General features: G+C 65.8%; 18 protein-coding genes and 1 pseudogene. 13 read left to right on the top strand and 6 right to left on the bottom strand.

All coding sequences use genetic code 11. The annotated features are described in order from the left end of the window. Positions 1–31: 31 nt before the first annotated feature. From ACLMAL_RS02440 to ACLMAL_RS02420, 5 genes are all read left to right on the top strand, one after another. Positions 32–763 (top strand): glucose 1-dehydrogenase, encoded by a 732-nt coding sequence (locus ACLMAL_RS02440; protein ID WP_411997569.1) that lies wholly within the window; start codon positions 32–34, stop codon positions 761–763. Positions 764–776: 13 nt separating this feature from the next. Continuing rightward, entirely contained in the window at positions 777–1,595 is an 819-nt protein-coding gene (locus ACLMAL_RS02435; protein ID WP_411997568.1) for an SDR family NAD(P)-dependent oxidoreductase, read from the top strand. A 994-nt stretch (positions 1,596–2,589) separates the two neighbouring features. Next, positions 2,590–3,132 (top strand): MarR family winged helix-turn-helix transcriptional regulator, encoded by a 543-nt coding sequence (locus ACLMAL_RS02430; protein ID WP_411997567.1) that lies wholly within the window; start codon positions 2,590–2,592, stop codon positions 3,130–3,132. Continuing rightward, positions 3,129–5,306, top strand: coding sequence for a pyruvate, phosphate dikinase (locus ACLMAL_RS02425; RefSeq protein ID WP_411997566.1), 2,178 nt, complete (start codon positions 3,129–3,131; stop codon positions 5,304–5,306). The genes ACLMAL_RS02430 and ACLMAL_RS02425 overlap by 4 nt, the downstream gene beginning before the upstream one ends. Positions 5,307–5,340: 34 nt before the next feature. Then, on the top strand, positions 5,341–6,108 hold the full coding sequence (locus ACLMAL_RS02420; RefSeq protein WP_411997565.1) for a tyrosine-protein phosphatase: 768 nt from the start codon (positions 5,341–5,343) through the stop codon (positions 6,106–6,108). A 182-nt stretch (positions 6,109–6,290) separates the two neighbouring features. On the opposite strand, the gene ACLMAL_RS02415 is transcribed toward ACLMAL_RS02420, so the two are convergent. Further along, entirely contained in the window at positions 6,291–6,710 is a 420-nt protein-coding gene (locus tag ACLMAL_RS02415; protein WP_411997564.1) for a hypothetical protein, read from the bottom strand. Positions 6,711–6,907: 197 nt separating this feature from the next. Between ACLMAL_RS02415 and ACLMAL_RS02410 the strand changes: the two are divergent. Then, positions 6,908–7,048, top strand: a pseudogene (locus ACLMAL_RS02410) (hypothetical protein); the annotation flags it as partial. A gap of 378 nt (positions 7,049–7,426) precedes the next feature. Here the strand turns inward: ACLMAL_RS02410 and ACLMAL_RS02405 are convergent. Further along, the gene (locus tag ACLMAL_RS02405; RefSeq protein ID WP_411997563.1) at positions 7,427–8,830 is read right to left on the bottom strand and encodes a cellulase family glycosylhydrolase; all 1,404 of its coding nucleotides are present in this window, start codon (positions 8,828–8,830) and stop codon (positions 7,427–7,429) included. Positions 8,831–9,492: 662 nt separating this feature from the next. Here ACLMAL_RS02405 and ACLMAL_RS02400 point away from each other — a divergent pair. From ACLMAL_RS02400 to ACLMAL_RS02380, 5 genes are all read left to right on the top strand, one after another. Beyond that, positions 9,493–10,371 carry a glycosyl hydrolase family 32 gene (locus ACLMAL_RS02400; RefSeq protein WP_411997562.1) on the top strand — a complete coding sequence of 293 codons (879 nt, stop codon included), beginning with the start codon at positions 9,493–9,495 and terminating at the stop codon, positions 10,369–10,371. An 84-nt stretch (positions 10,372–10,455) separates the two neighbouring features. Further along, the gene (locus tag ACLMAL_RS02395; RefSeq protein ID WP_411997561.1) at positions 10,456–11,868 is read left to right on the top strand and encodes an L-fucose/L-arabinose isomerase family protein; all 1,413 of its coding nucleotides are present in this window, start codon (positions 10,456–10,458) and stop codon (positions 11,866–11,868) included. Positions 11,869–11,913: 45 nt separating this feature from the next. After that, entirely contained in the window at positions 11,914–13,437 is a 1,524-nt protein-coding gene (locus ACLMAL_RS02390) for an FGGY-family carbohydrate kinase (RefSeq protein ID WP_411997560.1), read from the top strand. 9 nt (positions 13,438–13,446) lie between these two features. Further along, the gene (locus ACLMAL_RS02385) at positions 13,447–13,890 is read left to right on the top strand and encodes a thioredoxin family protein (protein ID WP_411997559.1); all 444 of its coding nucleotides are present in this window, start codon (positions 13,447–13,449) and stop codon (positions 13,888–13,890) included. After that, complete coding sequence (locus ACLMAL_RS02380) at positions 13,887–14,924, top strand: glycoside hydrolase family 172 protein (RefSeq protein ID WP_411997558.1); 1,038 nt, start codon at positions 13,887–13,889, stop codon at positions 14,922–14,924. Before ACLMAL_RS02385 ends, ACLMAL_RS02380 begins: the two co-directional genes overlap by 4 nt. Positions 14,925–14,975: 51 nt before the next feature. Here ACLMAL_RS02380 and ACLMAL_RS02375 read toward each other — a convergent pair whose 3' ends face one another. After that, entirely contained in the window at positions 14,976–15,473 is a 498-nt protein-coding gene (locus tag ACLMAL_RS02375) for a hypothetical protein (RefSeq protein WP_411997557.1), read from the bottom strand. 107 nt (positions 15,474–15,580) lie between these two features. Here ACLMAL_RS02375 and xylB point away from each other — a divergent pair, with 107 nt between their 5' ends. Next, a complete protein-coding gene (xylB, locus tag ACLMAL_RS02370; protein WP_411997556.1) occupies positions 15,581–16,993 on the top strand; it encodes a xylulokinase in 1,413 nt (470 codons plus the stop codon). A 105-nt stretch (positions 16,994–17,098) separates the two neighbouring features. Then, positions 17,099–17,239, top strand: coding sequence for a hypothetical protein (locus ACLMAL_RS02365; protein ID WP_411997555.1), 141 nt, complete (start codon positions 17,099–17,101; stop codon positions 17,237–17,239). Between the two features lie 332 nt (positions 17,240–17,571). Here ACLMAL_RS02365 and ACLMAL_RS02360 read toward each other — a convergent pair whose 3' ends face one another. Genes ACLMAL_RS02360 through ACLMAL_RS02350 form a run of 3 tightly spaced genes read right to left on the bottom strand, consistent with a single transcriptional unit; the run spans position 17,572 to position 18,924 of the window. Further along, positions 17,572–18,162 (bottom strand): hypothetical protein, encoded by a 591-nt coding sequence (locus tag ACLMAL_RS02360; protein WP_328399935.1) that lies wholly within the window; start codon positions 18,160–18,162, stop codon positions 17,572–17,574. Between the two features lie 15 nt (positions 18,163–18,177). Further along, complete coding sequence (locus tag ACLMAL_RS02355) at positions 18,178–18,660, bottom strand: F0F1 ATP synthase subunit B (RefSeq protein ID WP_411997554.1); 483 nt, start codon at positions 18,658–18,660, stop codon at positions 18,178–18,180. 6 nt (positions 18,661–18,666) lie between these two features. After that, entirely contained in the window at positions 18,667–18,924 is a 258-nt protein-coding gene (locus ACLMAL_RS02350) for a F0F1 ATP synthase subunit C (RefSeq protein ID WP_328399931.1), read from the bottom strand. Positions 18,925–18,937: the final 13 nt, after the last annotated feature.

The following is an 18,937-nucleotide window of genomic DNA, read 5'->3' as shown; positions in this document are numbered from 1 at the left end:
TCCCGCCGATTCGGCCGAACAGGAGCATGACATGGACAGAGTGAATGGCAAGACCGTGATCGTGTCCGGTGGCGCGCGTGGCATGGGCGCAGCGTTCGCCCGACGTCTCGTCGCCGAGGGCGCGGCTGTCGTGGTCGCGGATGTCCTGGTCGAGGAGGGCAAGGCGGTCGCCGCCGAGCTCGGCGACCGGGCGCTGTTCGTTCCGCTGGACGTTACCGACGAAACCGCGTGGCACGCCGTCGTCGCCGAGGCTGAACGCGCCTTCGGCCCGGTCTCCGGACTCGTCAATAACGCGGGCATCGTGCACGTCGACCCCATCGAGAAGCTCGCCGAGGCCGACTACCGCCGCGTGATCGACGTGAACCAGGTCGGAGTGTTCCTCGGCATGAAAGCCGTTGTGCCGTCGATGCGCCGGGCCGGCGGCGGGTCGATCGTCAATATCTCCTCGATCGGCGGCATCATCGCCTTCAGCAATATCCTGGGCTACGTGGCCTCCAAGTGGGCGGTGCGCGGTATGACCAAGGCCGCGGCGCAGGAGTTCGGCGTCGACGGAATCCGGGTCAATTCCGTGCATCCCGGCGTTGTCGCCACCGAGATGACCGCCACCTCCGAGCGCTCCAACTCGATGGTGCACGACCTGCCGCTGTCGCGTGCCGCCGCGCCCGACGAGCTGGCCAGTCTGGTGCTGTTCCTGATCTCCGACGAGGCAAGTTACTGCACCGGCTCCGAATTCGTCGCCGACGGCGGCTACACCACCAAATGAAGGACACACCCCTGTGAAGAACTTTCAGGACAAGGTCGCCGTCATCACCGGCGCGGGCGCCGGCATCGGGCGGGCCCTGGCGGTAGAGCTGGCTCGCCAGGGCGCCAAACTGGCGTTGTCCGGCCGAAATCTGGCCAATGTCACCGAGACTGCCGCGCTGTGCGAGCAGGCGGGCGCCAAGGCCCGCGCCTACAAGCTCGACGTGACCGACCGCGCCGCGGTCTATCAGCACGCCGACGAGGTGCAGGCGGACTTCGGCCCGGCCAACCTGGTGGTCAACAATGCGGGCGTCTCGCTCACCGCTAATGTCGAGGAGCTGAGCTGGGAAGACTTCGAGTGGATCGTCAATATCAACTTCTGGGGCGTGATGTACGGCACCAAAGCCTTTCTGCCGCAGGTCATCGCCTCCGGTGACGGCCACATCGCCAATGTCTCCAGTATGTTCGGCCTCGCCGCCTGCCCCAGTCAAGGCGCGTACAACGCCACAAAGTTCGGTATTCGCGGCTTCACCGACGCGCTGCGCCAGGAAATGAAGATCGCCGGCTACCCGGTAAGTGTGAGCAGTGTCCACCCCGGCATGATCAAGACCGAAATCGCCTGGAAGGCTCGAGCGGGTGGCGACCGCGACCGCGATGCGCTGGCCGCGAACTTCGACAAGCTGGCGAAAACGACTCCCGAATCCGCGGCGACCACCATCCTGCGCGGCATCCGCAAGGACAAGGCAAAGATCCTCATCGGTGCCGATGCTCGCGTAATCGACTTGTTGCCAAGGATTTTCGGCTCCGGCTACCAGCGCATCCTGACCGCTCAGATGAAGAAGGAAGTCTCGTAACATCCATGGTGCGCGGCGGCGCCGGTGCGATCAGTGACCGGCACCCCGCAGCCGATGTCGACCATAGTGCCGTCCCTTCTCCGGAAACTCGGCTGGTGGATACCGACATGCATGAGAACTCCGTTGTCCTCGGAAGTCACCATTGACTCCCCAGACTTCGATTCTGCACTGCGGCGTTCCAGTTTCCCTGAGTAGCGGACTACCTGTCTTGCACCACATCAGTGCAGGTCAGAGCATTGCATGCGCGGCCGCGCAGGTAGTTCGGCACCAGCGGTGCGCTCATACCGACTACGCGACTTCCCCGCCGCGCGCAGGAGCTTGCGCACGAGGTCGCGCACCCTCTGCGCTCGATGTGGCAGCGCACAGTGCGCACAGTGATGCCCGATCGGTCGGCGAGTTCCGGCCTGGTCCATTCGCGGCGGATCTGCAACAGCGAGAACAACTGGAGTCGGCGAGCGGCGGTCATGGTCACGACCGATCGGCCTACAGGCCGGCCCCGACCCACGATGCGAACCCGACCAAGGTGTCTGTCTGTCGTCGCTGAGTTGCCGCGATGCCGTGCAAGGTTTCGCGCACCGACGGATGTAGGCGCGTCTGCTGGGGTGCCACACGGCACGCCGAGATGAGCGAATCCAGAGCTTTGTCCGGCTGCCCGATCAGCGGCCAGGCGCGGCCAACGTCCTGCCAGTGGTGACCGGCGCGTGGTCCGGCTATCCCGACCGGGAGCCGCAGGGCCGCCCCTTCGTGGGCCGCTCTGCCGGGGTCGCCGGATTCGAGCGCGACCGCACAGGAATGGATACCGACATTGACGGACCCGAACAGCGTTCCGTACAGAACCCGAAACGTCGGTACAACCGTTCGGCCGTGACATGCGCCGCCGACAGCAGCGTGAACACCCGCGCCAGTTCGGCGTCACTGGTGGCGGCGTGCAACGCGGCGGCGCAGCAGGAGCCCTCCGGCCACGCACGCCGTCCGCCGGATGTCGAGGTGACCAGTGCAGGCTCAGCCGGGCCGTCGGACCACGCCTTCGCCGACCAGTTTCGGCACCGGCTTCCTGGTCGACCAGCTCGAACGCGCCGATTACGTGCAACGCGTCCCCGACCCCGCCGACGGCCGCGCCCGCCTGGTCCGCCTCACGCGGCGCGGCACCGAGGCCACCATCCTGGCCAACCGTATCGCCGCCGAGGTCGAATCGGAGTGGGCCGCCCATCTCGGCTCCCGCACCGTGGGCCAACTGCGTCGCGCCTTCGAACAACTGCGCGACATCACCGACCCCTACGCCTGGCCGACCTCGGCGGCCACCGAGGTCGGCCCGCATACGTCTTGCTCACCGGGACGTTCGGTACGCCGTTGGTGCCCGAGCGGGCAGGCTGAATTCGCGCCGCCCCGCGATTGTGTCGCGCACCGCAGGGAGCCGCGCCATTCGCAGGGCGATCGGCCGCCGGGATTGTGCCCGCGGGCCGATGGCTGCCCTGAGCCGCCTGCCGAACGTGCAGTGGCTGCCGAGAACGTGCTGACCCGAAGGAGTGAGACATGACGACCGGAGTGGAGCCTGTGGAGCGACCGGAACTCGCCACTTTGGCGAGCATCGCACCATCGGTCGCCGAACTCGACGGCGCCTGCACCTTGTCGCGGGAGCGGATCGGAGGGAAGGCGTGGAGCGTGAATCACATGCGGGCGCTAAAGCTTCCGGTGCCGCCCGCCTTCGCGCTCACCACCGATGCGTGGGCCGAATTCTCGGTGAGCGGCGTGCTCGACGCGCAGATCTGGGCGGGCGTACGCGCCGGAATCGCGGCACTGGAACGCGGCACGGGTCGAGAGTTCGGCTCCACCGAACGCCCGCTATTGGTGTCGGTGCGCTCCGGCGCCGCGGTGAGCATGCCGGGAATGATGGACACGGTGCTCAATCTCGGTATGAACGCCGAGGTCGAGCAGGCACTAACCGCGGAGACGCGAAACCCCGGGTACGCGCGCGATACGCACCGCCGCTTCCTCGCCCAGTACCGCGAGATCGTGCTCGGTGACCCGAACGCCGTGGTACCGCAGGACCCGTGGGAGCAGCTGCGCGGCGCGATCACCGCGGTATTCCGTTCCTGGGATTCCGCGCGCGCCAAGACCTATCGGCGCACCCGCGGGGTATCCGACGAGCTCGGGACCGCGGTCACCGTGCAGGCCATGGTGTTCGGCAATCTCGATGCGCTCTCCGGGACCGGAGTGCTGTTCAGCAGAAACCCGAACACCGGCGAGCGACCGGTCTTCGGTGAGTGGCTGATCGGCGGGCAGGGCGAAGACGTCGTCTCCGGCCGTACCACCCCGCGACCGCTCGACGAGCTGGCGAGCACGCTGCCCGAGGTGCACACTCAGCTCATCGCGGCAGCCGAACTGCTGGAGCGTGACGGTCGCGATATCCAGGACATCGAGTTCACCGTCGAATCCGGCAGGCTCTGGCTGCTGCAGTCGCGGCCCGCGAAACGCTCTGCGCGCGCGGCGGTTCGCGCCGCTGTCGCCATGGCCGACGAGGGGCTGATCGAGCCCGCGGAATCGTTGCGCCGAGTCACCGCCGAGCAGTTGCGCACCGTTCTGCGCCCCGCTTCCAGCGACAATGCCGGGCTGCAGCCACTGGCCACCGGCGAGTCCGCCTGTCCGGGGCTCGCATCCGGTGTCGTGGTGACCGATCCCGACGACGCCGAGGCACGGTCCGCTGCGGGCGAGCACGTCATTCTGGTCCGCCCCACCACCAGCCCGGACGACCTGCACGGCATGATCGCCGCGCTGGCCATCGTCACCGAGCTCGGCGGCGCCACCTCCCATGCTGCCCTGGTCAGCCGGGAACTCGGCCGTCCGTGCGTAGTCGGTTGCGGCCCAGGCGTTGTCGACGCGCTCGTCGGACGCGTCGTCACCGTCGACGGCGGGGCCGGAACCGTCTGGCCGGGGCAGGTCACCGGCAAGCCGGTCGACGACTCGGTATTCGCGGATGTTGCGCGCCTTGCCGAGCGGGCCGGTGTCGAGCCGGATCAGCTGCCGGCATTCCTGTCCGGCGAAGCCTCCGCTACCGATGAAACAAACACGGTGACAACGTATTCTGTTGACACCGAGCACGTCTCGGAACTCGGCCTGCTGCGTCTGATCGGGATCAAAGGCCGGGTGCAGCCGACGGCCATCGCCTCCAGCCTCGGCCTCATCGAATCCGAAGCCGCCTCGCGCAGTGCAGATTTCGTGGCACGCGGGCTCTGTGCGAACACACCCGTCGGCGCGCGCCTGACCCCCGAAGGTCGCGAACATCTCACCGGGCTCCTCGAACAAGAGCGGGCCGATGTGGACCACAATGTCATCGCCGCTGCCTACGATGAATTCTGCGAGTTCAATGCCGAGCTGAAAGAGGTCATTACCGCCTGGCAGATGAAGGACGCGAGCACGGTGAACGACCACACCGACACTGTTTATGACGCAGCGGTATTGGACCGGCTCGTCACCATGCACCAACGCGTCGCTCCCCTGGTCGGACGGATCGGGGCCACCGCACCCCGTCTTGTGCACTACGTCGATCGCCTCGAGCTGGCCGTCGAGCGGATCACCGGCGGCGACCACTCGTGGGTCGCAAGGCCGATTATGGACAGCTATCACACTGTGTGGTTCGAGCTGCACGAAGACCTGATCGGCCTGTGCGGACTCAGCCGTGCCGATGAGGCCGCGGCGGGCCGCGCCCATTAGCCGACGCGGGGCCGACTCAACTAGCGAGGATTCGATGTATACCGACAGCGCACAACGGCGATGGGTGGAATTCGCCGAGATCGATAATGTCCGCGATCTCGGCGGGCTTCCGGTGGCCGGCGGTGGCACCACACGGTTCGGCGTCGTGTTCCGCTCCAGCACGCCACAGCATCTCACCGAGGACGACCTCGGGAGATTGATCGGTCCGGTCGGGCTACGCACGCTGATCGACCTACGACTACCCGACGAGATCGAACGGGAAGGGTACGGCCTGCTCGCGGGCGCTGCGGTGCGCCTGGTCAATCTCCCGGTGCGCAAGCAGGCCCAGACCAGCGCGACCCCGACCGATCTCGTCCCGGACGGTCACGAATACGACCTCGTCGCGCTCTATCGCGAACTCCTCGCAGGCAGTATCGAATCCGTCGTCGCGGCCGCTCGGCTGATCGCCGACGCCGACCAGCATTCCATCGTCTTCCATTGCGCCGCAGGCAAAGACCGCACCGGCGTGCTTGCCGCTGTCCTGCTCGACGCGGTGGGCGTCCCCGCCGAGGCCATCGCCACCGACTACGCGCTCACCGGCGAACGCCTCGAGCGCATTCGCCAACGTCTCGACACCCTGCCCTCTTATCATGGCCTGCCTCCGGTGCGCACCGGCATCCTCGCCGTCGACCCAGAGGTGATCATTCGATTCCTGCAGGACCTGCACGCCACCCACGGCAGCGCCGCAGAGTGGCTGCACGCCAACGGTTTCACCGAAGCGGAACTGGCCCGGCTGCGGGCGGTGCTCGTCGAGTCGCCCTGATGGCGGCCGGTGTCCGCGCTGTGCAAGGCGTGCCAGGCGTCGTAGGAGTCCGCCCACAGATCCGACGACAAACTCGCCGTCTGCTACCTGGCCACAATCCATATCGGCGCGATCAACCAATGGCTTCGACACGAGTGAGGGCGGGACCACCAGGCCCGCCCTCATCTACTTCGACACACACTCTAGTTCAACGATTCTGCATAAGCCCGAGCGTCAATGGCTTCCAGGGTGGCGATCTCAGCGTCGTCAATTGCCATCAAGGCGTAGTCGATCGAAGCTGAGGCATAGCCCTCCGCGTCATCGGCTTGGCGATTTGCGACTTTCAGGTCGTGAGTGTCTTTCTTGGCCGCAATAGTGTTCTTGATTTTCTCGACCCGCTTGTTATGCTCCGCCTGGAGTGTTTCCCAGTCGGAAGCGGCGGCAGCCTTCCTCACTGCGACATTCGCCTTGAATTTATCCTGCCTGATTTTGGCCTCCGCTTTGACGGAGTTGATAGCGGCATCCATTTTCTTCCCATTTTCTTTCTGAGCCGCCGCTATCTCCTTCCCCGCGTTCTCTGCATGGTCTTTGAGTTCTTGCACCTTTTCCGAAATCTTCGTCACGATTTCTCTCCTTTCATATTCCTAATTATATTAACAAATACCATCATAGCTCGCGGTGCACTTGAACGACAAGATGAGACGAATGTGTATCTCGAATCCCGTATACCGCCTGGCGCGGGAAAGGAGAATATAAATTGGTGACGATCTGGCCGGCGTGGCGTCGTATCTGGCGTATTTCGTTGTGGCACAGCGTGTTCATGCCGCAGCCGACCTATGGGCAACTTGCCGAGTTGGTGGTTGCCCAGGCCGCGGAGACAGCCGCGTTGAAGGCCCGGATCGTTGAGCAGGACACGCGTATCGCGGAGCTGGAACGCCGGCTGGGTATGAACTCGAAGAATTCGTCGAAGTCGCTGGGTAACGAGGCCTGTGCAAGCCGTCGCCGAAGTCGCTGCGTCAACGGTCGGCCCGCAAGCGCGGTGGCCAACCTGGCCTTGGCGCCGCAGCCTGCGGCGGGAGCTGGACCGGCTGGCGTCAGGGATTCACCGAAATGGTGGCAGCCAGGATGTTGGTGTCGTGATCGACGACATCGTGGGTCTTGCCGGTAAACGCGATATCGACCCATTCCCGCACCATGATGGGCGACGTAGCCACCGACCGCCAACCAGCAGAATCGACCCCAAAACCGAATCGCTGCTCCGCCCCCGGGCGAACCATCGGAGACACTCGACGTCGTGGCAAACACTGTCGGTGAGAACCTCAGGTGGCCTCGGTGCCGGTCACCGCCGCGTCACCGTCACGGTCACGGTGTCCTGTCCAGGGCTGGTGGTGAGTTGAAGTAGCCGGGCATCGGGCACCGACACGACATCGGCGCCCTGAATTTCGACCTGGTAGCCGTCGGGGTAGTTGCTCTGCGGCAGATATACCTCGGTGCGGGCTTCACGGGGGAACGGTTGACCAGAATCTGCGCGGTGGGCGCTGTATCGGATGGTGAACGTCCCAGTCGCGCTGTCGTAGTGCCACTGCAGCGGGGTGCCTGCGATTGCACGTGGATATGGCCGGACAATCGCCGGGTCCATCAGGTTGGGACCGGTCGGTGGCTCCTGGGCATGATCACGTGTCTGATCCTGCGGTTGGGACCAGAACAGCCAAGAAGCCATGTTGTCGTCGAATGTATCGGCGAGACGAGTCAGCTTCGCCCAATCCTTGGTCGCGCCGAACTCGGTCACCAGCCCGACAACGCCGTCGGCGTCGGCGCGGTCCAATCCGTTGCTCACGCAGGTGTCGATCGGGCCGAAGCAATAGTCGTGAAAGCTCAACCCCGCGTTCGGATCGCCGGTGGGATTCGGCATCCAGTCCGGCGTACCGAAATCGTTGGTCATGGACGGCTCGTAGAACAGCAGGTGTTTCGGGTCGACTCGGCGGATGGCGTTCATCACTTTTGCTTCGAACGTCACGAGCGCACCACGCTCGAACTGGGGGCAGCCCTGCAGAATGCAGGTCGGGTATTCCCAACCGGGCCACGGCTCATTGATCAGGTCGTAGCCCAGCACGTACGGCTCGTCTGCGAAGTGTTGCGCGACATGCGCCCACATGGCCGCATAGTGTTCCTGCAGTCCGACGCCATCGGGCGCGACGTGGTCGTGCCAGAAGTTCGCCCACGTTTGATTTTGGGCGGGGCTCGTCAGGTAGACCAGCGGAAAGCCGGGGTCGGGCTGCAATGGGAACCCGTCGGTGACCGTCGCCCAATCGGGGAACCCGCTCCAACTCGCGCCCACCGATTCGTTGAACGCGTCCTGATGGGAATCGACAAGGCTGTAGATGTTGTACCGGGCCAGCAACTGCTGGGTCTGCGTGATCTGCGCGATGTAGGTGTCGTCGTAAACGCCGGGCTGCGGCTCAACCGCGTTCCATGCGAAACCCAGCCGCACCGCGTTGAAACCGTTCTCCGCCAAGAACTGGGCGTCGTTCTCGCCGAAACCTCCCGCTGCGGGGAAGTACGGGGGGTACTTGTAGACCATATTCACGCCGTGCAAGGTGACCACCCGGCCCAGTTCGTCGGTGAGCCAGCGACCTGCGTGTCCCAGTTCCGGAGCCGTCGGTGTCGCCGCGGCCGGTATGGTCAGTCCCAGCAGCAGCATGACCAACCCGAGACACCGTGCTGTCGAGGACATGATGGTCATCGCGCAAACCTTTCGACGAGTATGCGCCGACGGCACTTCTACGGCGCTGACGACTAAAGCGAGAAACGCTCCGATACACGGCGGCCCTTACCGGCCGATCCGCAAGATGTCGGTGCCCGGAGTCGAACCGTCCTTCCTGTATGTCCAGGTACATCTAGTGCGGTCGGACCGGCTGTTACCCGCGGGCATGCCCTGGTCCTGGTGCAATGGATCAATCCGAATAACACGATGGTCGAGACCACGGCGCTGATGCGGAAATGCTATATATCGCTGACCGGATTCGATCACGACACTCCGCTGCACACCGACGAGGTCACATGCCTCGACCAGTTCTCGTAACCAGTCGACCATGTCCGGTGGAACCCGCTGTGGCTCGGCAGGACAACCGCGCCGCCGGCCGCGACATTCGGCATTCGTGCCGGCACCAGATTCCGCTCGCCCTCATCCACCGCACCCTCGACAACCAGCGGTGACAAGCCCGAAAACGGCACCCCGACAGCAATATTCACCTCACGCACCGACGCATCGTGCCGTCACCGACACCAATACGCCACCGGAAGTGCACCAGAGCCGTCAATCAGACACTCCCCAATCCCTGACTCGCGGACGGCAAATTTCCAGACCAGGCCGCGCCGAGACTGTTCGACGGCATCATGATGTCTATGGCGACAGGCGAAGTGGTGAAGGCGGGCGTGTTCGCGAGGGTGTACGACCCCGGCGTCGGAGAGCCGGAGGCGTGGTACATCAACGACCACACCGTGGTTCGTGACGGCGCAGGGCGCTGGCACCTGTTCGGCATCACCCACCCGGAACCTGCGGATCCCTGGCACGAAGTCGAGTTCGCCCACGCCACCGCGCCCGCACTGGACGGGCCGTGGACCAAACACCGACCCGCGCTGACCGTCGATCCGAAGTACGGCGAAACACATCTGTGGGCGCCGTATGTCGTCGCGGTGCGCGGCGGGTATTTCATGTTCTATGCCGCCGGCGGCGCCGATCGCACGGCGGCCGCGATGAACCTGGCCACCTCGACCGACCTGTTCCACTGGACCCGCAACCCTGGTGGTCCGCTCTTTCGCGACGGCTACGACGCCCGCGATCCGATGGTGCTGCGGGTCGGCGAGAAGTGGATCATGTACTACTGCGCGACGAGTGCACCCGCCGGCGGCCATCACGTGGTTGCCTACCGCACCAGCGGCGACCTCCTGCATTGGAGTGCGCGCCATATCGCCTACACCGACCCCACCAGTGGCACCGAGGCGGGCAACACCGAATCTCCGTTCGTGGTGCCGCATGGTGGCTCGTGGTATCTGTTCATCGGCCCGCGCCCGCAGTATGTCGGCACCGATGTGTTCCGTAGCGACAATCCCTTCCGCTTCCGTATCGGCGACAAGGTCGGCCACGTCGCGGCCCACGCCGCCGAACTCGTCGCAGACGACGGCCGCTGGTGGATCACCAGCGCCGGGTGGGCACAGGGTGGCGTGCACCTCGCGCCGGTCACGTTCCCGAGCCCGCGCGTGATCAGCGACGTGCCGAGATAACGACCATGGCGAGATGCCCACTCCGCGACCCTCCAGCATGGATAATCCGATCTGGGCGGGCCTGCGGATATGGAGGCGATCTGAATGGCGCGTATCGGGGTAATCAGCATTTCCGACGGTCGGCCCTATGTGCACGGGGGCATCGCCGAGTTCATCGCGGCGGCCGAGGACCGGCTCGTATCCGAGCTCACCACGGCCGGGCACGAGGTCATCCGGGGTTCCGAAACAATCAGCACCAATGCGCTCGCCGGGTCGGTGGCGCGCGAGGTGGGCTCCGCCGGGGTGGACCTGACGGTGCTGCACTACGCGGTCTGGGCGTTCCCGCATTTCACCATGTTGGCCGCGGGCGCCACCTCGGGCCCGCTGCTGCTGTTGTCCAATATCGACCCGGTCCAGCCGGGGATGGTCGGCATGCTGGCAGCGGGCGGGGCCTTGGACCAGATCGGTCGCGCACACACCCGACTGTGGGGTGATCCGACCGACCCGACGCTGATCGAGGCGATCGGCGTGCAGGCCACCGCGGCGGCCGCGGTGGCCAGCCTGCGCGGGGCGACCTTCGGGCGCTTCGGCGGGCGGCCGATGGGGATGAACACCGCGGTGGCCAATACCGATCAGTGGCAGCGACTGTTCGGCATCGACGTCGAGGAGATCGATCAGTGGGAGATCGTGCGACGCGCGGAACTCGCCGACGCGGGTGAGGCCAAGGCGGCGCGCGAATGGCTGGAGCGCCACACCGCAGGCGTGCACTACGACGGAGTGAAGCTGACGCCGGAACTGCTGGAGCGCCAGATCCGCTCGTATCTCGCCGTGCGCGAGCTGATCGACGAATGGCGGCTGGACTTTTCGGGGATCAAGGGACAACCCGAACTCACCCAGTACTTCGCCACCATGGATATCACCGAGGCATTTCTCAATGACCCATACGACTGGAACGGCCCCAAACAGCCGCACGTCTGTGCCACCGAGGCCGATATGGACGGCGCGCTGACCATGCAATTGCTCAAGCAGATAGCCGCGGGTCCAGTACTTTTCGCCGATGTGCGGCACTACCACGCCGACCGCGATATCTGGGATCTGTGCAATTCCGGTCAGCACGCCACCTGGTTCGCCGCGCGCAGCGATGACCCGGCCGAGAACCTGGCCAAGGTGCACCTGTACCCCGAGGTGTTCTTCTTCCCTGCGGGCGGGGCTTCGGTGCACCACCTCGCCGCGCCCGGTCGAATGACCCTCGCCCGCCTCACGCGCAACAACGGCGACTATCGAATGCAGTTGATGCTCGGCGAGTTCGAGAACTACGACGACGCCACCAACGAGGCCCTCATGAAGCAGTCCACCTGGGAATGGCCACATGCGTTCGCCCGCTTGGACGCAAAGGCCGAGGATTTCCTTTCCCGCTTCGGCGCCAACCACATTCATGCCATTCCCGGCGATCATCGCGCCACGGTCCGCGCTGCCTGCACACTCCTCGATATCACTCTCGACGAGTTCACCCGCTGAGCAGCCGTGGACCCGCAGGTTCTCCCTCACGAGAGGCGGTAGCGCATGTATCTGGGGATCGATATCGGGACTTCCAGCTCCAAAGGGGTCCTGGTGCAACGTGATGGCACGGTGATAGCCAGAGCCGAACGGGCACACGATGTTTCGTCGCCACGCCCGGGTTGGTTCGAGCACGATGCCGAGGCCGTTTGGTGGGCCGACTTCGTCGCCATCACCCGCGAGCTGATGGACATCGCCCATCGCGTCTTCGGCAGCGACAGTCCCCCGGGCAGCCGGACCGGCGTGCACCTTCTCGACGCGCTGGCGGTCAGCGGGATCGGGCCGTGCCTGCTGCCGGCCGATGCCGACGGACGGCCATTGCGACCGGCCATTCTGTATGGCGTCGACACCAGGGCAACCGCCGAAATCGTGGAACTGAACACTGAATTCGGTGTGCAGGCGGTGCTGGAGCGGGCGGGCGCACCGCTGACGAGTCAAGCCGTCGGCCCGAAGCTGCGCTGGTTGGCCAGGCACGAACCCGACATTGCGAGCCGCACCGGCATGCTGCTCATGGCGAGTTCTTTTCTCGTGCATCGGCTTACCGGCCGATACGTGCTCGATCACCAATCCGCCAGCCAATGTGTTCCGATGTACGACCTGGGCAAACGCGAGTGGGCGGCCGATTGGGCCGAGGTGGTCGCACCGGGCCTGACGCTGCCCGAACTCGCCTGGCCCACCGAGATCGTCGGCCGGGTGTCCGCCGCCGCGGCGGCCACCACCGGCCTGCCCGCAGGTTTACCCGTCACCACCGGCACCATCGACGCCTGGGCCGAAGCCGCCAGCGTCGGTGTCCGGGGCCCGGGCGATGCCATGATCATGTACGGCACCACCATGTTCCTGGTGCAGGTGCTCACCGACCCGCACCCGCACCCAGGCTTGTGGTGCACCTGCGGAACCTGGCCTGGCACTTACACTCTCGCCGCCGGCATGGCGACCTCGGGCGCGGTGACCGACTGGTTGCGCCGACTGCTCGGCGGTGATTTCGCCGACCTGGTCACCGCGGCCGCCGAGGTGCCCGCGGGCAGTCGTGGCCTGCTCGTGCTGCCCTACTTCGCGGGTGAACGCACGCCGTTGTTCGATCCGGACGCCAGGGGCGTCATCGCCGGCCTCACCCTCGGGCACGGCCGCGCCGAGCTGTACCGGGCGGCCATGGAAGGCATCGCCTACGGCGTACGGCACAACCTGGAGGCGATGGCCGAGGCGGGCGGGCAGGCGCGGCGCTTGGTCGCCGTCGGAGGCGGCACCAAGGGCGGGCTCTGGACGCAGATCGTTGCGGACGTGACCGGTCTGCCACAACAACTCCCGGCCGATACGGTCGGTGCCGCGCTCGGCGATGCGCTGCTCGCGGCGGAGGCCTCTGGCATCGACACCTCCGAGTGGAATCCCGTGATCGGCGTGGTCGAACCCGATCCGGACCGCCACGCGACCTACACGTCCTACTATCGGCGCTACCGTGAGATGTATGAATCCACCGTGGACATCGCGCACTTCCTCGCAGACGAGGAACATCGTGCCGTCCGCCACTCGTAGCACCACCGCATGTGCGAGGACACCATGCCGACACTGACACTGACCCAACACAATTTCCAGAGCACCGTCGCAAGCCATCCCGTTGTGCTTGTCGATTGGTGGGCGGGCTGGTGCGGGCCGTGCCGCCAATTCGCGCCGGTCTACGAGGCTTCCTCCGACCTGCATCCCGAAATCGTGCACGGCAAGGTCGACACCGAGTCCGAGCAAGCGCTGACCGCCTCGGCGAACGTCGACCGCTTCCCCACGCTGATGGGATTTCGCGAAGGGCTGCTGGTGTTCTCGCAGGCCGGCTTCCTGACTGCGGACGTGCTCGAAGAGGTGGTGCAACAGATCCGATGGCTGGATATGGATCAGTTCCGGGCCGCCGCCCACGCGGCGAGTCCCGCTGCCACCGCCGAGCGAATGGCAGGCCACGTGGCCGGGACCGCCCGATACGGCTGGCCGGGTCTGTGACCGCGCCGGGATCCGAGCTCTGGCGGCTCGATGCCGCACGCACCCGCTCGATCAGCGCGGAGAATCCGACCGGGGCACCCGGGGCGGGCGCTCGCGCGGTCGAGGGCACCGGAGCCGCCGCCGCCCGGCTGCTCGGCCCCGGCTGGAAGATCTCACCTTCGATCGAGCTCGCGGTGGACGAAACTGCCACGCTCGCCGAGGTTTCCGGCCCCGGTGTGTTTCGACACCTGTGGCTGACCACCGCGCGCACCGTGCTTCGACAATTGATCCTGCGCATGTACTGGGACAACGCACCAGAGCCCGCGATCGAACTGCCGCTGGGCGACTTCTTCTGCAATGGCTGGGACGAGCTGGCACTGGTGAGTTCGGAGATGGTGGTCGTCGCGCCGGCGGGCGGACTGAACAGCTTCTGGCCCATGCCCTTTCGCGAGAGCGCTCGCATCACGCTGCACAACGGCAGCGATCGCTCGGTGCCGTTGTACTACCAGGCCACCTACACCGAGGAAGACGTCCCGGACTCCGCGGGCTACCTGAATGCTCAATGGCGGCACAGTAATCCGCTCGGCGCCCCGGCCGTCCACCCGATCCTCGAGACCGTGCCGGGCCCCGGCCGTTACGTCGGCACCTACCTCGCTATCCAGCCCGGCGCGCCCGGCTGGTGGGGCGAAGGCGAACTCAAGTTCTACCTCGACGGAGACACCACCCACCCGACCCTCTGCGGTACCGGCACCGAGGACTACTTCGGCGGCGCCTGGAATTTCGATCTAGACGGCGGCTACCGCACCTACTCCACGCCCTACCTCGGTCTGCACCAAGTCCTACCTCCGAACGAGATCTACCAACCAGACCAGCGGTTCGGCATGTACCGGTGGCACGTGCGCGACCCGATCTGCTTCCACCGCGACCTGCGCGTCACGCTGCAGGCACTCGGCTGGCGCGACGACAAGACCTATCTCCCGCTCACGAACGCGCGTATTGCCAGCACTGCCCTGTGGTACCAGAGCCCTCGAACCACTCGAGCATCGAAGCAGTAGAGACCTCGACCCGAGGGTCGGTGTACTCGAGCGGCGGCTCCGGCCGGGTTACTATTCGACGTCGTCGATCGACAGATCGGGAATGTCCATCGCCAGCAGCTCGTCTGCTCGCGCGAGCGCCTGATCCATGCTGGATTGGATGTCGTCGAGGACACCGAAACCATCGAGCAGACTCTCCAGCTCACGCCGGGTGGTCTCGAGTTCCGCGATCGCGGGGTCGACGGGGAACCACGCGACGCCATCGCGCCACCAGGGGTTGCCGTCGATCCAGGCCCACATGACATCGCGAACCAGGGCGGCGTCGGGGGTGTACAGGTGGCAAAGCTCGTCCGGCGCGCCCGCGCGGTGTTCGAGCTCGTAGACGCCGTCGGGCAGCAACCGCGTCTGGATGTAGTCGTTCTCGCCACGGCTGACGACGATGAAGGGACATTCCGGATCGGGCGGGGCACCGAGCAGGTCGTCGAGCAGTGGGTCCGTCAGCTGCGGCACCGTGGTCCCGTCGCCGGTGCGGACGTGCACGTCGGCGTGTGGGTCCGGGTCGTCGCTCACTCGCGACAGTCTGCCTCATGCCCGATATCGGCAGCCCGACCGGACCCGCGGAAACCGGATGCCCGAAATCCACCGAGCGACGGCAGATCGGGTGCAGAGTATTCCGAATGGCCAAGGTCGCGGGGGTGGACAGCTCCACCCAATCATGCAAGGTCGTTGTCTGCGACACAGACACCGGCGAGATACTTGCGCAAGCGCACGCACCGCACCCGGCGGGCACGGAAGTGGCTGCCGAATCCTGGTGGCAGGCATTGTGCGCGGCCGGAGACGGCCTCATCTATGACGTCGACGCCATTGCCGTCGCCGGTCAACAACACGGTCTCGTCGCGCTGGATTCCGATGGGCTGCCGATACGGGATGCTCTGCTGTGGAACGACATCCGCTCCGCGACCGCGGCCGAAGACCTGGTCGCCGAACTCGGCGGACCGCAGGCATGGGCCGACGCCGTCGGCAGTGTGCCGCTCGCCGCGTTCACCGTCGCGAAGCTGCGCTGGATGGCCGATCACGAGCCGGATCTGGCCGACCGGACGCACCGGATCATGCTTCCGCACGACTATCTGACCTGGCGGCTACGCGGCGCGCCGACCGCGCCAGGGAACGAGCCGACCACCGATCGAGGAGACGCCTCCGGCACCGGCTACTGGTCGCCTGCGGCACAGTGCTATCGCAACGACCTTCTCGCCCTCGCCTTCCGAGGCCGGACACCGGAACTTCCGCGCGTCGCAGGGCCCGCCGAGGCCGTCGGGCGCACGGACGCCGGTGCGCTGATCGCAGCGGGCACCGGCGACAATGCGGGTGCGGCACTCGGATTGGGTATCGAGGAAGGCGACATCGTCGTCTCCCTCGGCACCAGCGGCACCGTCTACACCCGTTCAAGCCGTCCCAGTGCCGATGCCACCGGCGCGATCGCCGGATTCGCCGACGCCACCGGAGCTTTCCTCCCACTGGTGTGCACGCTCAACGCCGCCCTGGTCCTCCGGTCCGCCGCCGAAATGCTCGGTGTCGACCGCACCGAACTGGAGAGACTTGCGCGACAGGCGCCGCAGGGAGCCGACGGCGTTGTGCTGCTGCCCTACCTGTCCGGCGAACGCACACCGAACCTCCCACACGTCGCAGGCAGCCTGCACGGACTCCGACCGCATTCCATGCGACCGAGCACGATCGCCCGCGCGGCCTTCGAGGGAATGCTCTGCAATATGGCCGAAGCGCTCGACCACCTCCGCGCCTCCGGTGTCCCGGTCCGGCGCGTCCTGCTCATCGGCGGGGCCGCTCGCTCCGCCCTTGTCGCCGATATCGCCGCCCAGATCTTCGGCGTCGCGATCACGGTTCCCGAACCCACCGAGTACGTCGCACTCGGCGCCGCCCGTCAGGCGGCCTGGGCGCTCAGCGGCACAGCGCAGGTCCCGCGCTGGCCGGCGCGCACTATCGCCGAGATTGCCGCACCCGACGACGGCGGCGCGGCCGGGGCCCTTATCCGTGCGGAGTATCAGCGAGCCCGAGAAGCCGTATACCGCCGGTGAGCCATTCGCGCGACGATAGCTTGCGAAACAATTGTTCCGATACGGCCGATAGTCCGGCAAACGGTGCCGAATTGCACATAATGACAGACCTGGACAGTTGCGAGAATGTGGGTTCGACATGACATCCCCCGCAGGCCACGCCAGTCGACTGATCGTCTCGCCGTATCGATGGTCGGTCTGGTCGCTGGTGCGGCGATCGTCGCCGGCCTGCTCATCGCCGTCTACGCCGCATTGAAAGTCGCATAGTCCGCAGAGCGCGGCATACGTCGGGATACCCCGCGTCCGGTTCGTCCGAGGAGCAATGACTATCAGCCGGCGGAGGGCGTGGTCCTTCCTGCCTCCTCATCTCGGCAGGGCACGCGCTGATCGCGCTGGGTGAACCTGTCACCGATCCGGCTGCGGTGACAGCAGCACGGCGTCACCGGCGATGATCGGCTACAGCGCAGATCCGCTCGTGTGCCGCCGTCGAGGGGACGGCGGCCTGCCGGATTGCCGCTACCGAGTGCCCGACGCGGCGGTATTCCGCGACCGGACACCTGAATCGGGTAGGTGCCGCCGGGTGATCGGAGGCCGATCGCTCAGTGCGCCCAGGATTGCGGGCTACGGCGGACCGGTGGCGACCCATTTGCCATGGCCTCGAGGTCCTCCAGGAAGATCTCGATGCTGTCCGACACCACGTGCGTCGAATTGAGCTGCAGGCGCACCCGTTCTTCGGTGCGTTCCAGGACCGTCGCGGACAGATCGGTGGTCAGGTCGCGGATCAGCTGAGTGCGCATCTGCTCGATCTGGTCGTTGCCCTGCTTGCGGACCCTGGTGACCTCGCTGTCGGCGATTCTCCGCATATGAGCGACAATTCGTTCGGCGTCGACGCGTGCGTCTTCGCGGAGCTGGTCCAGCTCGATCTGTGCCTCCGCCAGCGCGTTGGCGTAGGCCATCTTGGCCTCGGCGAGCCGCACCGCCGTCTGTTCGCTCTGGTCGATCTGTTTCTGAATGGTGCCCTGCGACTTGACCATCATCGACTTGACCGGTGGCAGCACCCATTTCACGATGACGAACACGATGCAGCCAAAGGCGCAGAGCTGGCTGATGAATACCGGCCACTGGATCGTGATGTGATAGGGGCCCGATGCGACGGTCCCGTCGGCGAGGATACCGCTGGTGACGATCATGACTACTCGCCCGTCCTACCTGTTACCTGCGCTTGTTCGGTCAACGACGCCGAGTACTCGGTCGGCCAATGTCTCAGCAAGCGGTTCGACAGTTTCGCGCAGTTCCGAGGCGACCCGGTCCGCCTGCGCCCGTAGTTCCGTCGCGGCCTCCTCGACAATCCGGTCGGCCTCCTGCTGTGCTTCACCGCGCAGTTGCTCGAGAATGGCCCGGCCCTCGGCGCGGGCCCGATTTCTGATCTCGACGACTTCACTGCGCGCTTCGGCGATCGCCGACTTGTGTCGAGCCTCGGCGTCAGCGAACAGCTCCTTGGCCTCTTTCTCGTCCGACGCGGTTTGGGCGACTCTGGCTTCACGTTCGGTGAGCACCGCCCTGATCGGCGGAACCACGAACATCCACATGACACCGAGCACGATTATGAAGATCAACAACTCGACGAGGAAGGTCCCGTTGGGGACAAGGAAATTGCCGTCGGCAACCACATCCGTTCGCGGAGCCATGCTCTTTTACTTACCGGGAGTCGCGAAGACGAACAGCGCCATGAACGCCAGATTGATGAAGTACGCCGCTTCGACCAGACCCACCGTCAGGAAGAAGTTGCCGCGCAACCTGCTCTCGGCCTCCGGCTGCCGCGCAACCCCATTGATCAACGCGGCACCCGCGAGCCCGTCACCGATACCCGCACCGATGGCGCCGCCACCCATGATGATGCCGCCACCGATAAGCGCGCCCTGAATGATGGCTGCCGTTGTTGCGTCTGCCATTTCACTTCCTGTT

The organism is Nocardia sp. CWNU-33 (assembly GCF_046764895.1).
Classification (GTDB): Bacteria; Actinomycetota; Actinomycetes; order Mycobacteriales; family Mycobacteriaceae; genus Nocardia.
The sequence above is the reverse complement of the archived record's forward strand: the minus strand, read 5'-3'. Positions and strand labels throughout refer to the sequence as shown.

Coding starts and splice junctions, on each gene's coding strand:
- ACLMAL_RS02440 (WP_411997569.1), top strand. CDS start 32: ATGGACAGAGTGAATGGCAAGACCGTGATCGTGTCCGGTGGCGCGCGT.
- ACLMAL_RS02425 (WP_411997566.1), top strand. CDS start 3,129: ATGACGACCGGAGTGGAGCCTGTGGAGCGACCGGAACTCGCCACTTTG.
- ACLMAL_RS02420 (WP_411997565.1), top strand. CDS start 5,341: ATGTATACCGACAGCGCACAACGGCGATGGGTGGAATTCGCCGAGATC.
- ACLMAL_RS02405 (WP_411997563.1), bottom strand. CDS start 8,830: ATGACCATCATGTCCTCGACAGCACGGTGTCTCGGGTTGGTCATGCTG.
- ACLMAL_RS02400 (WP_411997562.1), top strand. CDS start 9,493: ATGGCGACAGGCGAAGTGGTGAAGGCGGGCGTGTTCGCGAGGGTGTAC.
- ACLMAL_RS02395 (WP_411997561.1), top strand. CDS start 10,456: ATGGCGCGTATCGGGGTAATCAGCATTTCCGACGGTCGGCCCTATGTG.
- ACLMAL_RS02390 (WP_411997560.1), top strand. CDS start 11,914: ATGTATCTGGGGATCGATATCGGGACTTCCAGCTCCAAAGGGGTCCTG.
- ACLMAL_RS02385 (WP_411997559.1), top strand. CDS start 13,447: ATGTGCGAGGACACCATGCCGACACTGACACTGACCCAACACAATTTC.
- xylB (WP_411997556.1), top strand. CDS start 15,581: ATGGCCAAGGTCGCGGGGGTGGACAGCTCCACCCAATCATGCAAGGTC.
- ACLMAL_RS02365 (WP_411997555.1), top strand. CDS start 17,099: ATGTGGGTTCGACATGACATCCCCCGCAGGCCACGCCAGTCGACTGAT.
- ACLMAL_RS02360 (WP_328399935.1), bottom strand. CDS start 18,162: ATGATCGTCACCAGCGGTATCCTCGCCGACGGGACCGTCGCATCGGGC.
- ACLMAL_RS02355 (WP_411997554.1), bottom strand. CDS start 18,660: ATGGCTCCGCGAACGGATGTGGTTGCCGACGGCAATTTCCTTGTCCCC.
- ACLMAL_RS02350 (WP_328399931.1), bottom strand. CDS start 18,924: ATGGCAGACGCAACAACGGCAGCCATCATTCAGGGCGCGCTTATCGGT.